Genomic DNA, 14753 nt, shown 5'->3' with positions numbered 1-14753 from the left:
AGAGGCCTTCGCTAAAATAGTCTGTGTGGCGCGGCTTACTTGCCAGACACCCGCTTGTTGCGCTGGGCGATCAGTTTGAGGCGCAGGGCGTTCAACTGGATGAAACCTGCCGCATCGGTTTGATCGTAGGCGCCTGCGTCTTCTTCAAAGGTTACATGCGCTTCGGAATAAAGCGAGTTTGGCGACCAGCGGCCAACGGTGCGTGCAGAGCCTTTGTAAAGTTTCAGGCGCACGGTGCCGGTGACATGCTCTTGGCTTTTGTCGATCAGCGCCTGCAGCATTTCACGCTCTGGCGAGAACCAAAAGCCGTTATAGATCAGTTCCGCGTAGCGCGGCATGATCGAATCCTTCAGGTGACCTGCGCCACTATCAAGGGTGATCTGTTCGATGCCACGGTGGGCTTCCAGCAGGATGTCACCGCCGGGGGTTTCATAGATGCCGCGGGATTTCATGCCGACAAAGCGGTTTTCCACAAAGTCCAAGCGCCCGATGCCATGCTTGCGGCCATACTCGTTCAGCTGGGTCAGGATCGTTGCCGGGCTCATCGCTTCGCCATTGATGCTGACGGCGTCGCCTTTTTCAAAACCGATTTCGATGTATTCCGGCGAGTCTGGCGCGTTCTCGGGATGGTCGGTGCGCTGGTAGACGTATTCTGGCGCTTCGACGGCCGGATCTTCGAGAACCTTGCCTTCCGAGGAGGTGTGCAGCAGGTTCGCGTCAACAGAGAACGGCGCTTCGCCACGTTTGTCTTTGGCGATTGGAATCTGATGCGCTTCGGCGAATTCCAACAGTTTGGTGCGGCTGGTCAAATCCCATTCGCGCCAAGGGGCGATCACTTTGATTTCTGGGTTCAGCGCGTAGGCTGACAGTTCGAAACGCACCTGATCGTTGCCTTTGCCGGTCGCGCCGTGGGCCACGGCATCTGCGCCAGTCGCTTCGGCGATTTCGATCAGTCGTTGGGAAATCAGCGGGCGCGCGATGGAGGTGCCCAGCAGGTAAAGCCCTTCGTAAACGGCATTTGCGCGGAACATTGGGAAAACGAAGTCGCGCACAAATTCTTCGCGCAGGTCTTCGATAAAGATGTTCTCTGGCTTGATGCCCAGCAGCTCTGCTTTTTGGCGTGCGGGGTCCAATTCTTCGCCCTGACCGAGGTCAGCGGTAAAGGTGACAACTTCGCAACCGTATTCGGTTTGCAGCCATTTCAGAATGATCGAGGTATCAAGGCCACCGGAATAGGCCAGAACAACTTTCTTGGGCGCGGACATGTGATTTTCCTTCAGACGGGCAACGTGCAGGGCAACGCAGCGCCGATACCGTTTTTTAAGCGAAGGGGCAAGCGGTGTGAGAGAAGTCACTTGCCAAAGCCAAGTAAAAACGCGACGTCTGACGTATTTGATAGATTGGGAGATTAACGTGCTTGGACTGAGAATTCTTGTGCATTCGATAAAATTGGTTGTGAGAAACTGGCGGGTCGCGCTGCGAATTTCATCGCCACTGATTGCCGTACTGTTGGTATTTGGCGTTTTCATGCGCGGATCAATCGCTGGCGTAGCGACGCTAGGGCCTGACGAGGGCGTTTCATGGCTGGCCATCGGCGTCTATCTTATTGCGCAAACTTTCAGTGGGACTTGGGTGGCCGTTGCGTGGCATCGCTATGTGCTCCAGGAAGACGATTCGGGAGCCATCATCCCAAGCTTCATGGGCAGACGTGTTGGCGCCTATTTCATGCAAGGTGTTTTGATTGCCATCATTGTGGGCATTGTAACTGTGGTTGCCGCCGCGGCGCTATTTTTTGCTTTTTCAGGCTTAAACAGCCTTGTTTTGGCTATCGTTTTGCCCCTTGTCATCGCGCTTGTTGGGCTTTGGCTGTTCTACCGCGTTTCGCCGGCGTTGCCTGCGGTCGCAATCGAAGAGGCGCTTTCCATTGGGGATGCATGGCGCGCGACGCGGCCATATTCAGGTTCGATTTTGGTTCTTGTTATCGCGATGGCGGCCGCAAGCGGCGTCTTCGGCGCGCTGGTCGAGTTGACCGTCGAATCTTCGACGTACCTCTATCTTGTACTCGTCATGGTGCAGACATGGATCAGCATGATGGTCGGCATCAGTGTGTTGACCACGATTTATGGCGTTGTGGTCGAAAACCGCGACTTCTAACTGGTAACGAAAAACGCCGCCCGGCATGGGCGGCGTTGCTTTTAATGTTCGGCGGTTTATTCCGTCGCCGCCATTTCTTCCGGCTCACCCAGGTCTTCGACCTCAGGCTCTGGAAGACCCAGCAGACGATGCAGTTCGGACAACGCTTCGGGTGACAATTCGCGCCCGTCTGTTGCGATCGCCAGCGCGTCTTCGGGCGTTGGGCCGAGGTCTTCGATCTGGGTTTCAAGGCCCATGATATCATCAGCCAGAGTGGACGAGGCGGTTTCGAATTCAACCGCGCCGCCGAGTTCAGCGTTCAAATCTTCGATTTCCTCCACAAGCGCATTGTAGGCCGCTTCATCCGCAACCGGATCAAGACCATCCAGTTCGGTTTGCTTTGCGAGGATGTCAGCATTGATGGCCTCACTTGTGCGGCCATCGTAGGCTTCGATCAGGGCGGCCAGTTCTTCTTCTTTCAGAAGCAACTCACCTTCAAGCGCCTCGCGCTCCGCTTCATTGTTCACCGCAGTTTGATAGGCAGCGACTTTGCCGACCATACTGTTGGGGCTGGCGTTGGCCAGTGCGTTGGGGCTGGCGTGGGCGGCATTTAGGCCTTTCAGTTCGCTGGCCAATGCGCCGCGGTTTTCCGCTTTTTCGGGCTTACTTTCGGCCTTGGCTGCTTTTGGCTTTACGCTGGCTGTTTGCTGTTTGGTTGTTTTGTCTTTCTTTTTCAGAAATCCAAAGAAGCCATCGCCGTTGCCTTTTTTGGCCGATGACCCACCGCCTTTAGACGCTGACTTGTCGTTGCCTTTGTTGCCATTGCCACGGTCGCTTTTGTCTTTGCCACCACCATTTCCGCCGCCGTTCCCGCCGCCGTTCCCGTTGTCATTGCCTTTGGCATATACAACGTCGGCGCTGAGCATAATGGCACCGCCCGAAACCGCGCCCAGTGTCACGGCTGAAATGGCGAGAGCTGAGAGTGTCGTCTTCAAAGGTTTCATCGGTTGCAGCCTTTCTAAATCTTCTGACATTAACGTCTGCGAAATTTCGCAGGCAAAAGCATAACGTTTTGAGGGCAAAAATGTGTTCCAAGAAAAATCGTGGCTTGCAGTGGCGGAAGTTCGCAGGCAATGCTCTGCCATGACTGATTTTCGCACCCAAGCCCGTCTTGCTGAAACTGCCATGCGGGAGGTTTTTGAACCGACGCCTCTGCAGCGCAATGCCCACCTGTCGCAGCGATTTGAGGCTGAAATTTACCTGAAGAGAGAAGACCTTACGCCGGTGCGCAGCTATAAATTGCGCGGGGCATTTAATGCGATGCGCAAGGTTTTGAAGGCTGATCCGACGCGGGATTTGTTTGTCTGCGCCTCTGCTGGAAACCATGCGCAGGGTGTCGCCTATATGTGCAAATATTTCGGTGTACGCGGCGTGATTTTTATGCCGGTGACCACGCCGCAGCAGAAAATTTTCAAGACCAAAGTCTTTGGGGAAGGCGCGATCGAGGTGCGACTCGTCGGGGATTATTTTGACGACACGCTAAAGGCCGCACAGACCTATTGCGCGGAAAAAGGCGGCACCTTTCTGTCGCCCTTTGACGACGCCGATGTGATCGAGGGGCAGGCCTCGGTTGCGGTGGAAATCATGCAGCAGTTGGGCGGTGTGCCAGATCATGTGATCCTGCCCGTTGGGGGCGGCGGGCTGGCGTCTGGTGTGACCGAATTCTTTGGCCCAAAACCGCAGTTCACACTGGTGGAGCCTGCGGGTGGCGCCAGCCTGCGCGCAGCCCTGAGCGCGGGCGCCCCGGTGACGTTGCCGCGCGTCGATGGTTTCGTGGATGGCGCGGCGGTGGCGCGGATTGGCGAGAAGACGTTTGAACATCTTGCGGGCACGGACCCCAAGCGCGTGATCTCTGCGCCCGAGGATCGGATCTGCGCCACCATGCTGGAAATGCTGAATGTCGAAGGCATCGTTTTGGAACCCGCCGGGGCCTTGGCAGTGGATGCATTGGCGGATGTGACCGATCAGATCAAAGGTAAAACGGTGGTCTGCGTGACCTCAGGTGGGAACTTTGATTTTGAGCGTCTGCCAGAGGTCAAAGAACGTGCGCAGCGCTATTCGGGCGTGAAGAAATACTTCATCCTGCGCCTGCCGCAGCGCCCCGGTGCGTTGAAGGAATTCCTGAATATCCTTGGGCCAGAGGATGACATTGCGCGGTTTGAGTATTTGAAAAAATCCGCGCGCAACTTCGGTTCCGTCTTGATTGGTATCGAAACCAAAGCGCCGGAAAACTTCGCGGCGCTGTTTGCCGCTTTGGATGCAGCGGGCATGACCTATACCGATATCACCAATGATGAGATGCTGGCGCAGTTCCTGATCTGATCAGGAAAAAGTGCTCTATGTGCTGGCCTCCTGTTCCAAACCGTTCAAGAAGTCTTTGACCGAGTCGTTGTAGGAGTCGGTGACGGCGTCGATGTCACATTCAACCCCGGCGTTTTGCAGCGCATGTTCGGCGATCTGACAGGCTTTGGAAAAGGCTACAAACCCCATATTCGCGGCACTGCCCTTTAGCAGGTGCATATCCGTCGCGGTCAGGCCCTTTTCCCGAATGCGATCAAAGGCATCTTCGACCTCAGAAAAGTATAGCGCGACGATTTCGGAAAAATCGTCTGCACCGACGTCTTGCTGCAGCTTTCTAACGTGGGGCCAGTCGATCATGGGCGCTCCTTTGTCTTAACCTGCGACGCGGACCTTAAAGAACGGTAACTTTCACGATTAAAACCAGAGGAAATTCCTTCATCGGGCTTTAAGACGCGCTGGGCATGATCGGCAGGGACGTCAACTTGCGCATTGAAAGACCTGCACCGTGAAGAATACGGCACTGACCTCTGAAAGCCCCCAGCCGTTTACGGGTGCGATCAAACACGTGCTTTTGGTTGATCAAAGCCGGTTGCAGCGCCGCATTCTGTCTGCGGCCCTGCAACGGGATGGCTATCGCGTATCAGAGGCAGGGTCGGCGGCAGAAGCCTTGGAATATTGCCGCGCTACTATGCCGGACCTGATCCTGTCAGATTGGATGCTGCCTGATCTGGACGGGTTGGCCCTGTGCGACGCCGTGCGCGCGATCAGATCAAGCCACTATTGCTACTTCGTGGTGCTGACTGCGCGTTCTGAACGGGATGCGGTTGTTGGCGCACTTGAACAGGGGGTTGATGATTTCCTGCTGAAACCCGTCGATGCACACGAGCTGCGCGCGCGCATGTCGGCGGCGTCGCGGATCATGCATATGCAGCGGGAACTGACCGACAGCCATCGGGATATCACAGTGGCATTGGCGAGACTACAGGCCGTGCACGACGCGATGGACAAGGACCTGCGCGCGGCAAAGCAATTTCAGGAATCCTTGGTGCGTGATCGGGTCATTCGGTTTCCGCGCGGGCGGGTGTCGTTTCTGTTGCATCCCAGCGGGCATGTTGGCGGGGATCTGGTGGGTCACTACAGGATATCGCAAAACCGCATTGGCCTATATGCCATTGACGTCAGCGGGCATGGCATCAGTTCTGCTTTAATGACGGCCCGATTGGCGGGCTATTTGTCCGCCACTTCGCGCGACCAGAACATCGCGCTCATCCCTTCTTCGGGCGGCGGCTTTGATGCATTGCCGCCGCATCAGGTGATAGAGCAGCTTAATAGTCTCTTTCTGGATGAGATCGAGACGGAGCAATATTTCACCATGATCCTTGCAGAGGTCGATCTGGACAGCGGTGTTGTGCGCTTGTCTCAGGCAGGCCACCCGCATCCGCTGGTGCAGCGCGCCGATGGCCGTATAGAACAACATGGCGAGGGCGGGCTGCCCGTCGGGCTGATTCCGGGCGCTGACTATGGTGAGTTCGAATTGACGCTGAATGCCGGTGACCGATTGCTCATGCTATCAGACGGGCCAATTGAGTGTCCCGACGACAAGGGCGCGTTGCTGGATGATGATGGTCTGAACACGCTGATATCTGAACTGGCGGACGAGACCGGAGAGGATTTTCTGGAAGGGTTTCTTTGGCGGTTGCAGGCCTATGCGGGCAGCGGGACGATCCCCGACGATGTTTCAGGCGTGTTGCTTGAATTTGCGCCTTCTGTCGGGCGGGTCACAAAAGGGCTCGGCTGAGGAAAAAACGGTCTCCTGAGTTGGCTAGGACCTGTAGCGCAGCTTCGCGCGGCATCCAGATGGCCGTGTGCCCCGGTTCGCTGGGTGCGCAAAGCGGCCTGACGGCGCTGGCCACGTAGATTGTGCAAAGCTTTTCGGCATAAAGGTCATAGTCCGGCATATAGGCAAAGCGCCGGAACGCTCCCAAGCGGCGCGGGGTGGCTATGCGCCAGCCGGTTTCTTCCATGACTTCGCGATGCAGCGCGGTTAGGGGCGACTCACCCGGGTCAATCCCGCCACCGGGCAGTTGAATTTCAGGTTCCGCCATGCGCCCGACCGGCTCTTGACGTGTCACAAGCACATCCTCACCGGCCAAGATCACAGCATAGACGCCGGGACGGTGTTTATAGCGCCGCGCGGGTTCAGGTGGGGTTCCAAACCGTCTGATCATGCGCTACCAGCCCTTTTTGTTCAACTTGCCGCACCTATATAGCTGCGGTATGCCAAGATCAGGCCTGTAAGGAAACCCCATGACCCTCGGAAATAGAATCGCCTGGGACGACACGGTCCTGCCGTTTCAGCTGGATAAATCTGACATTCGCGGTCGCGTTGCGCGGCTGGATAATGTGCTGCACGGTATCCTGAAACAGCATGAATATCCCGACGTCGTGGAAGCCTTGGTGGCCGAGATCGCTTTGCTGACCGCTCTGATTGGGCAGACCATCAGCCTGCGTTGGAAGCTGTCTTTGCAGGTGCAGACCAACGGGCCTGTGCGCATGATCGCAACGGATTACTACGCGCCTCAGAAAGAGGGCGAACCGGCCCGCATTCGTGCCTACGCCAGCTTTGATGCGGATCGTTTGACGGATGCCACGCCGTTTGAACAACTGGGCGCGGGCTATTTCGCGGTGCTGATCGACCAGGGCAAGGGCATGCAGCCCTATCAGGGAATTGCACCTTTGACCGGCGGCTCTCTCAGCGCCAGTGCCGAGGGGTATTTTGCCCAGTCTGAACAGCTCCCAACGCGGTTTTCGCTGCGCTTTGGCAAATCCATTGAACCGGGCGTGGGCGAACACTGGCGTGCAGGCGGCGTGATGCTGCAGCATATGCCGAAGGCTGCGATGCATGTCACCGGTGAAGGCGGGTCTGGCGAGAAAGGTCAGTTGACGGCGAGCGATCTTCTTGAGGATGACGAAGAAGAAAACTGGAACCGCGCGAATATCCTGTTGGATACGGTCGAGGAATTGGAATTGATCGGCCCAAGCGTGCCACCGACAACCTTGTTGCTGCGCCTGTTCCACGAGGAAGAGCCGCGGGTCTATGATGCGCAATCGGTGGCTTTTGGCTGTTCCTGTTCTGAGGATCGCGTGCGGCAGTCTTTGTCGATCTACTCGGCCAAGGACATTGAAAAGATGACCACCGAAGAAGGCCGCGTGACGGCGGATTGTCAGTTCTGCGGAGCGCATTACGATCTTGATCCGGCCACGGTGGGCTTTCAGGCAGAGAAACCCGCAGAATGAGTTCTTCGATGACGACACTCTTGGCAGCGCTTCAGCGCGACAGCGGGCCGTCATCGGATTTTGACCTGAACCCCGGTGTGGAACTGCCCGCTGGGCGCAAGCTGCGGCCGGCCGGTGTGTTGGTGCCGGTGCAGATGATTGATGGGGCGGCGCAGGTCATTCTGACCAAACGCGCGTCGCACTTGAAACACCACCCGGGCCAGATCGCCTTTCCCGGCGGCAAACAGGATGAGGGCGACGTGGATGTTGTCGCCGCCGCTCTGCGCGAGGCGCAGGAAGAGATCGGGCTATCGCCTGAAAACGTGCGCGTTTTGGGAACCCTGCCCAGCCATGAAACCGTGACGAGTTTCACCGTCACGCCGGTTTTGGCCGAGGTCAAAGCGCCCTTTGACTTTGTCCCCGAATCCGGTGAGGTCGACGAGGTGTTCCACGTGCCTTTGTCCCATCTAGTGACGCCTTCGAGTTACGTCATCGAAGGCCGCCGCTGGCGCGGGCAGCTTCGGCGCTATTATGCCGTGCCCTACGGCCCCTATTACATCTGGGGGGCGACCGCGCGCATTCTTCGGGGGCTGGCAGAGCGGGTGTCGGCATGACAGAAGCGCCAAGGGTCACAGGCGATTGGCTGACACGGGCATCAACCCAGACCGTTTGCGCCATGCTGACCGACGCAGGCTTTCAGGCCTTGCTTGTCGGCGGTTGCGTGCGCAATGCGCTTTTGGGTGTCCCGGTGTCCGACATCGATATTTCCACCGACGCGCGCCCGGATCGGGTGATGGCATTGGTCAATGCCGCCGGGTTGAAAGCCATTCCAACCGGCGCAGACCATGGCACGATCACCGTGGTCGCCGACGGCATCCCGCATGAAATCACGACATTCCGCAAAGATGTCGAAACCGATGGGCGGCGCGCGGTCGTCGCCTTTTCCGACCACGTCGAAGACGATGCGCACCGGCGCGACTTCACGATGAACGCCATCTATGCGACGCCAAGCGGAGAGATCGTAGATCCCCTAGGCGGCTTAACAGACCTTGCGGCGCGTCGATTCGTGTTTATCGACGACGCCGAACAGCGCATCCGAGAGGACTACCTGCGCATCCTGCGCTACTTCCGTTTTAACGCCTGGTACGGCGATCCCGCGCTGGGCTGGGATGCAGAGACTTTGGCCGCTATTTCGTCCCTATCAAGCGGTTTAGAGACGCTTTCGCGCGAACGTGTTGGCGCCGAGATGCTGAAACTTTTGTCGGCCAACGACCCCGCGCCTGCCGTTGCGGTGATGCGCCAGTGCGGGGTGTTGCAATATATCGTTGACGGTGCTGACGACAAACCGCTCGCGCCCTTGGTGCATTTTGAACAGGACGCCGGCGTAGCGCCGGACCCGATCCGGCGACTGGCGGCGTTGGGTGGCGAGAGAATTGATGAAAGCCTGCGCTTGTCCAAGAAAGACGCCGCGCAGGTTTTGTTGATGCGGACTTTGGTTGGGGTCCCATCAAACGCAGCTGAAATCGCCTATCGCAATGATGCGGCAACCGCGCTGTCGGTGGTCTTGCTGCGATCTGCTGTGTTTGAGCAACCCTTGCCGCCCAACTATCAAGCCGACATCGCGCGGGGGGCCGGGGCAAAGTTTCCTGTGACCGCTGCAGAATTGATGCCAGCCTTTCAAGGCAAAGCGTTGGGCGAGCGGTTGAAGGCGTTGGAAAGCAAATGGGTTGCCTCTGATTTCACGCTGGAAAAGGCCGCGCTGCTGAAAAGCTGACGCGCTAAAAATTCAAATATTGACTCATTCTGAGACCTGCGCCACCTTTGCTGCAGCTCACGAGGAGATGCAAATGGATCGACGGACCTGGTTTACCTAAGTCGTCATTGACCCGGGTCAATGATCGCTTGCGCGGCTTTGGCCGACCCTTTTGCTTATCCGAAATGTTGCCTGACCCTGATCAGGAATACCGAGTGAGTTTTACATGTTTTTTCGTTTCTTTGAAAATCTTGTCGATCCCTATGAGGACTTTGCCGAAACCGATACGCCGCCGCGCAAGCTGTGGCCGTTTTTGCGCGACTATATGGGCCCATTTAAGCGGGTCTTTTGGGTCGCGGCGATCATGTCCGTGGTGGTTGCGGTCGTAGAGATCGGGCTGATCTACTACATGGGGCGCCTGGTGGATTTGCTGGCGGGTGATCCGGCAGAAGTCTGGGCGACCTATGGCACCGAACTGATCTGGGCAGGGGTATTTGTGCTGTTGATCCGGCCTGTGTTGCAGGCCTTGGATGTGCTGGTTCTGAACAATGCGATTTTACCAAACTTTGGCACGCTGATCCGCTGGCGCGCACACAAACATGTGCTGCGGCAGTCCGTCGGCTGGTTTGAAAACGATTTTGCCGGGCGCATAGCCAACCGGATCATGCAAACGCCGCCGGCAGCAGGGGAAGCGATCTTTCAGGTCTTTGACGCGATCGCCTTTTCGCTGGCTTATATTGTTGGCGCGGCGGTCATTCTTAGCCAAGCGGACCCTCGGTTGTTGTTGCCGCTTGTCATTTGGCTGGCGCTTTATGCATGGCTTGTGGCGTGGACGGTTAAGCGGGTTGGTCCGGCGTCCAAGGCCGCGTCTGATGCGCGGTCAACCGTGACAGGGCGAGTGGTGGATGCCTATACCAACATCCTTTCGGTAAAGCTCTTTGCGCAGAATTCAACCGAACTTGATTACGCCAAAGAGGCGATTGAATCCACGCGCAGCACCTTTCAGACCGAGATGCGGATTTACACCGTGATGGATGTGGCGCTGGTGGCGCTAAATGGGCTGCTGATCCTTGGCATCGTCGGCTGGGCGATCTGGCTTTGGATGCAGGGCAGTGCCTCTGTCGGGATCGTTGCGGCAGCAACGGCGCTGACGCTGCGGCTGAATGCCATGACCGGCTGGATCATGTGGGCGCTGACCACGTTCTTCCGCCAGTTGGGTGTGGTCGCCGAAGGAATGGAGACCATCGCGCAGCCGATTGATCTGGTCGATGCACCTGATGCAAAACCGCTCAACTTCAAAGCGGGCGAGATCGAGATTCAGTCTCTATCACACCATTATGGCCGTGGTTTGGGCGGGTTGGACCGTATTTCGCTGACCATTGAGCCGGGTGAAAAAATAGGCCTGGTCGGGCGCAGCGGGGCGGGGAAATCCACCTTGGTCAAGCTGCTGTTGCGCTTTTACGATGCCGAGGGTGGGCGCATCCTGATTGATGGGCAGGACATTGCCCATGTGCAGCAAGACAGCCTGCGCAGCCGCATTGGCATGGTGCAACAGGACAGTTCGCTGCTGCACCGGTCGATCCGCGACAATATCTGCTATGGCAAACCCGATGCCACTGAGGCGCAGATGATCGAAGCCGCGCGCAAGGCCGAAGCGCATGAGTTTATCCTCGATCTAGAAGACCTGCAGGGGCGCAAAGGCTATGACGCGCATGTAGGGGAACGCGGGGTGAAACTGTCGGGGGGCCAAAAGCAGCGGATCACATTGGCGCGGGTCATTTTGAAGGATGCCCCAATCTTGCTCTTGGATGAGGCGACGTCTGCCCTAGACTCAGAGGTGGAAGCCGCCATTCAAGAGACGCTTTATGGCATGATGGCAGGGAAAACCGTCATTGCCATCGCGCACCGTCTCAGCACTATTGCGCAGATGGATAGGATTCTTGTGATGGATGAAGGCCGCATCGTCGAAGAGGGCAGCCACACTGACCTTCTGGCACGAGGTGGGCAATACGCCAGCTTCTGGAAGCGGCAATCGGGCGGCTTCCTTGGCACGGCAGAGGCAGCGGAATGAGTACGGACAAACGCAACGCAATCGTGCGGTATTTCGGCGATCTGATTGATCCGGCGCGCCCGGCCAAATCCGCGCCGCCTGCGACGCTGGGCCGGTTTTTGGTTTGGGTGATGGACGGCTTTGGCGCAGCGCTGGTTGTGGCTTTCGTGGGCTATGCGCTCGCCGGGTTTTCAGAGGCCTATGTGCTGTATCTGCTTGGGCAAATCTTGGACCTCACGCTTGAAGGCCCAGAGAACTTCTTTGCCAACAACGGTGGCTTGCTTCTGTTTGCGGGGGTTTTCCTACTTGTCTTTCGGCCCTTGGTCTTTGCTGCCGCGTCGCTATTTCAAAGCGTGGTCATCGCGCCGAATTTGCACAATCGCGTGGTGATCCGGCTAAACAGGTACACGACGCAACAGCCGATCCAGTTTTTTGATGACGATTTTGCCGGACGCATTGCGCAGAAGCAGTTGCAAACCGGGTCCGCTTTGACCGCAGTTGTCACGGATGTGATCAATGCGGGGACGTTTTCGACCTCGACCTTTATCAGCATGCTGGCGCTAGGCAGCCTGATTGATCCGGTTCTTGGGGCGATTGTTCTGGGATGGATTGCAGCCTATGTTCTGCTGCTGCGGTATTTTCTGCCGCGTGTCCGGGCGCGATCAAAAACCCGCGCCAACGCGCGTGCCGGAGTGACCGGGCAAATTGTGGACACGGCGGTCAATATGCGCGCCGTCAAACTGTTTGCGACCTCAGAGCATGAAGACCAAGCGGTATTGGCAGAGTCGGAAATTTACCGACAACGCGGGTTGGAATGGGCGCAGTTGGCCGTGGGCATGCGCGCATCGATGATCCTCTTGGCGGGGATTTTGCCGGTATTGATGGTCGGGGCTGGGTTGCTCGGCTGGCAGTCGGGGCGTGTGACGACCGGAGAGCTGGCCACGTTGGGGGCCATGGCCATCCGATTGGCGCAGATGACGGGCTGGGTCAGTTGGACGTTGATGTCGATCTTTGGCCAGATCGGCGAAGTCGAAGATGGCATTCGCACCTTGGCACGGCCATTGACGCTGCAGGATCGCCTCGAAGCGCAGCCACTGGCAGTGAACAACGGCGAAGTTCGGTTTGAGGATGTCAGCTTTGCCTATGGCAGTGAGGCGGGCGGCGTGTTTGGCGTGTCGCTTACGATCAAAGCCGGAGAGAAGGTGGGCGTTGTCGGTGCATCCGGGGCCGGGAAGTCGACCTTGGTGTCGCTGCTGCTGCGGCTTTATGATCCTGAATCTGGGCGGATCTTGATCGACGGTCAGGATATCGCCGGTGTCACGCAGGACAGTCTGCGCCGCCAGGTCGGCATGGTGACGCAGGATACGGCCACGTTCAATCGATCCGCCTTTGACAACATCCGATATGGCCGACCAGAAGCGACGCAGGCAGAGGTGCTTGCGGCCACGAAGAAGGCCCGCGCAGATGGGTTCGTGGCAGACTTGCAAGACCCCAATGGACGTAACGGGTTTGACGCGCATTTGGGTGAGCGGGGGGTGAAGCTTTCGGGTGGGCAACGACAAAGGATTGCGCTTGCACGGGCAATTCTGAAAGACGCGCCGATCCTTGTGCTGGATGAGGCGACTTCGGCGCTGGATAGCGAAGTCGAAGCGGAAATTCAGGCGGCACTGCATGAGGTGGTGGAAGGCAAAACCGTCATCGCGATTGCGCATCGCCTGTCCACAATCGCAGAGATGGACCGCATTGTTGTGATGGACCAAGGTCAGATTGTAGAAGACGGATCACATCACGAGCTGCTGGCGCAGGACGGGCTTTATGCAGGCTTCTGGCGGTTGCAGTCGGGCGGATTTCTGGGGTCGGAGGCCGCCGAATAGGGTTTTCATGCAGGAAACCGCAGGCTATTGCCGCCACATGACGGAATTTGTGATCACCCGACTCGGACATCAGGGCGACGGCGTTGCCGACGGACCTTTCTTTGCGCCTTTGACCCTCCCCGGAGAAACCATTGAGGCCACGGCAGACGGGACAACCCTGCGCGACATTCGGGTGCTGACGCCGTCAGAGAATCGCGTGAAAGCCCCCTGCCGGCATTTCAAATCCTGTGGCGGCTGCGGATTGCAACATGCGTCCGACGCCTTTTTGGCTGATTGGAAAGTCGACGTTGTACGGCAGGCGTTGGCTGCGCAGGGGATTGTCATCGACTTTCGGCCGATTGAAACCTCGCCACCCCAATCGCGCCGCCGGGCCACGATTTCTGCACGACGCACCAAAAAGGGGGCCATGGCAGGCTTTCACCAAAGGGCCAGCGACGTCATCGTTGAAATCCCAGACTGCCAGGTGCTGCATCCTGACTTGATGCCCGCCTTAGAGATCGCCAAAGACCTCGCAATGATCGGTGCGTCGCGCAAGGGCGCGTTGTCGGTGACGGCGACGCTTTCGGCCGAAGGGCTTGATCTCGCAGTCGTGGGCGGCAAACCCTTGGATGGTCCGTTTCAGGCGGAACTCGGGTTGCTTGCCCAGCGTTTGGGGATCGCGCGGCTGACGTGGGACGACGAGGTGATCGCAACGCTTGCGCCGCCATGGCAGGCGTTTGGTGCGGCGAAGGTCACGCCACCACCTGGAGCATTTTTGCAGGCCACCGCGCATGGTGAGGCCGCGTTGCTCCGCGCTGTGCGTGAGATCATCGGGGAAGCGCCGCGAGTTGTTGACCTGTTTGCGGGCTGCGGGACATTTTCCCTGCCTCTGGCCGAAAAAGCCGAGGTGCATGCCGTTGAAGGGCTGCGCGCGATGATGAAGGCGCTGGATCAGGGGTGGCGACAGGCCAAGGGGTTGAAACGCGTGACAACCGAAACGCGCGATTTGTTTCGCAACCCGATTATTGCAAGCGATCTTCGCTATGACGCCGTGGTGATTGACCCGCCGCGTGCGGGTGCCGAAGCGCAAACGATAGAACTGGCGCGCTCTGACGTGCCGGATATCGCTTTTGTTTCGTGCAACCCTGTGACCTTTGCGCGTGATGCGGCAACACTGATCCGCGGGGACTATGCGCTTGAGTGGGTGCAGGTTGTCGATCAGTTCCGCTGGTCGAGCCACATTGAAGTCGTGGGCAAGTTCTCTCGGCGGTAAACGCTGCTGCGATGAAATACTGTTCGCGTTGCAAAAAATGTGGTAGATTGCGGG

Annotated in this window: 13 protein-coding genes; 9 read left to right on the top strand and 4 right to left on the bottom strand. The window is 57.8% G+C overall.

The annotated features are described in order from the left end of the window. Window positions 1-35: 35 nt before the first annotated feature. Complete coding sequence (locus tag BUA39_RS07980; RefSeq protein ID WP_072792523.1) at window positions 36-1265, bottom strand: argininosuccinate synthase; 1230 nt, start codon at window positions 1263-1265, stop codon at window positions 36-38. Window positions 1266-1527: 262 nt separating this feature from the next. Here BUA39_RS07980 and BUA39_RS07975 point away from each other — a divergent pair, with 262 nt between their 5' ends. Then, complete coding sequence (locus BUA39_RS07975) at window positions 1528-2154, top strand: hypothetical protein (protein WP_131814580.1); 627 nt, start codon at window positions 1528-1530, stop codon at window positions 2152-2154. A 56-nt stretch (window positions 2155-2210) separates the two neighbouring features. Here the strand turns inward: BUA39_RS07975 and BUA39_RS07970 are convergent, their stop codons facing one another. Further along, a complete protein-coding gene (locus BUA39_RS07970; RefSeq protein ID WP_131814579.1) occupies window positions 2211-3137 on the bottom strand; it encodes a hypothetical protein in 927 nt (308 codons plus the stop codon). A 139-nt stretch (window positions 3138-3276) separates the two neighbouring features. On the opposite strand from BUA39_RS07970, the gene ilvA reads away from it, so the two are divergent. Then, window positions 3277-4515 (top strand): threonine ammonia-lyase IlvA, encoded by a 1239-nt coding sequence (ilvA, locus tag BUA39_RS07965; RefSeq protein WP_072792520.1) that lies wholly within the window; start codon window positions 3277-3279, stop codon window positions 4513-4515. A 15-nt stretch (window positions 4516-4530) separates the two neighbouring features. On the opposite strand, the gene BUA39_RS07960 is transcribed toward ilvA, so the two are convergent. Continuing rightward, window positions 4531-4851 (bottom strand): Hpt domain-containing protein, encoded by a 321-nt coding sequence (locus BUA39_RS07960; RefSeq protein WP_072792519.1) that lies wholly within the window; start codon window positions 4849-4851, stop codon window positions 4531-4533. A 148-nt stretch (window positions 4852-4999) separates the two neighbouring features. On the opposite strand from BUA39_RS07960, the gene BUA39_RS07955 reads away from it, so the two are divergent. Further along, window positions 5000-6292, top strand: a complete 1293-nt coding sequence (locus BUA39_RS07955; RefSeq protein WP_242648556.1) for a PP2C family protein-serine/threonine phosphatase — start codon at window positions 5000-5002, stop codon at window positions 6290-6292. Here the strand turns inward: BUA39_RS07955 and BUA39_RS07950 are convergent. Beyond that, window positions 6273-6722, bottom strand: coding sequence for an NUDIX hydrolase (locus BUA39_RS07950; protein ID WP_072792518.1), 450 nt, complete (start codon window positions 6720-6722; stop codon window positions 6273-6275). The two genes, BUA39_RS07955 and BUA39_RS07950, sit on opposite strands and share 20 nt — an antisense overlap. A gap of 79 nt (window positions 6723-6801) precedes the next feature. On the opposite strand from BUA39_RS07950, the gene hslO reads away from it, so the two are divergent. The 6 genes from hslO (at window position 6802) to BUA39_RS07920 (ending at window position 14699) form a co-directional block, all read left to right on the top strand. Then, window positions 6802-7791 carry an Hsp33 family molecular chaperone HslO gene (hslO, locus tag BUA39_RS07945; RefSeq protein WP_072792517.1) on the top strand — a complete coding sequence of 330 codons (990 nt, stop codon included), beginning with the start codon at window positions 6802-6804 and terminating at the stop codon, window positions 7789-7791. Next, window positions 7788-8384: a CoA pyrophosphatase gene (locus BUA39_RS07940; protein WP_072792516.1), complete on the top strand. Its 597-nt coding sequence runs from the start codon at window positions 7788-7790 to the stop codon at window positions 8382-8384. The genes hslO and BUA39_RS07940 overlap by 4 nt, the downstream gene beginning before the upstream one ends. Then, a complete protein-coding gene (locus tag BUA39_RS07935) occupies window positions 8381-9544 on the top strand; it encodes a CCA tRNA nucleotidyltransferase (protein ID WP_072792515.1) in 1164 nt (387 codons plus the stop codon). Before BUA39_RS07940 ends, BUA39_RS07935 begins: the two co-directional genes overlap by 4 nt. A gap of 205 nt (window positions 9545-9749) precedes the next feature. Continuing rightward, window positions 9750-11594 carry an ABC transporter ATP-binding protein gene (locus BUA39_RS07930; RefSeq protein WP_072792514.1) on the top strand — a complete coding sequence of 615 codons (1845 nt, stop codon included), beginning with the start codon at window positions 9750-9752 and terminating at the stop codon, window positions 11592-11594. Beyond that, a complete protein-coding gene (locus tag BUA39_RS07925) occupies window positions 11591-13447 on the top strand; it encodes an ABC transporter ATP-binding protein (RefSeq protein ID WP_072792513.1) in 1857 nt (618 codons plus the stop codon). The genes BUA39_RS07930 and BUA39_RS07925 overlap by 4 nt, the downstream gene beginning before the upstream one ends. Before the next feature lie 37 nt (window positions 13448-13484). Further along, the gene (locus BUA39_RS07920) at window positions 13485-14699 is read left to right on the top strand and encodes a class I SAM-dependent RNA methyltransferase (RefSeq protein ID WP_072792767.1); all 1215 of its coding nucleotides are present in this window, start codon (window positions 13485-13487) and stop codon (window positions 14697-14699) included. The last annotated feature ends 54 nt before the right edge of the window (window positions 14700-14753 follow it).

Source organism: Cognatishimia maritima (genome assembly GCF_900129685.1).
GTDB classification, from domain to species: Bacteria; Pseudomonadota; Alphaproteobacteria; order Rhodobacterales; family Rhodobacteraceae; genus Cognatishimia; species Cognatishimia maritima.
The sequence above is the reverse complement of the archived record's forward strand: the minus strand, read 5'-3'. Positions and strand labels throughout refer to the sequence as shown.

Bases quoted from the DNA above. Each gene is read 5' to 3' on its own strand.
- BUA39_RS07980 (WP_072792523.1), bottom strand. From the start codon at position 1,265: ATGTCCGCGCCCAAGAAAGTTGTTCTGGCCTATTCCGGTGGCCTTGAT.
- BUA39_RS07975 (WP_131814580.1), top strand. From the start codon at position 1,528: ATGCGCGGATCAATCGCTGGCGTAGCGACGCTAGGGCCTGACGAGGGC.
- BUA39_RS07970 (WP_131814579.1), bottom strand. From the start codon at position 3,137: ATGAAACCTTTGAAGACGACACTCTCAGCTCTCGCCATTTCAGCCGTG.
- ilvA (WP_072792520.1), top strand. From the start codon at position 3,277: ATGACTGATTTTCGCACCCAAGCCCGTCTTGCTGAAACTGCCATGCGG.
- BUA39_RS07960 (WP_072792519.1), bottom strand. From the start codon at position 4,851: ATGATCGACTGGCCCCACGTTAGAAAGCTGCAGCAAGACGTCGGTGCA.
- BUA39_RS07950 (WP_072792518.1), bottom strand. From the start codon at position 6,722: ATGATCAGACGGTTTGGAACCCCACCTGAACCCGCGCGGCGCTATAAA.
- hslO (WP_072792517.1), top strand. From the start codon at position 6,802: ATGACCCTCGGAAATAGAATCGCCTGGGACGACACGGTCCTGCCGTTT.
- BUA39_RS07940 (WP_072792516.1), top strand. From the start codon at position 7,788: ATGAGTTCTTCGATGACGACACTCTTGGCAGCGCTTCAGCGCGACAGC.
- BUA39_RS07935 (WP_072792515.1), top strand. From the start codon at position 8,381: ATGACAGAAGCGCCAAGGGTCACAGGCGATTGGCTGACACGGGCATCA.
- BUA39_RS07930 (WP_072792514.1), top strand. From the start codon at position 9,750: ATGTTTTTTCGTTTCTTTGAAAATCTTGTCGATCCCTATGAGGACTTT.
- BUA39_RS07925 (WP_072792513.1), top strand. From the start codon at position 11,591: ATGAGTACGGACAAACGCAACGCAATCGTGCGGTATTTCGGCGATCTG.
- BUA39_RS07920 (WP_072792767.1), top strand. From the start codon at position 13,485: ATGACGGAATTTGTGATCACCCGACTCGGACATCAGGGCGACGGCGTT.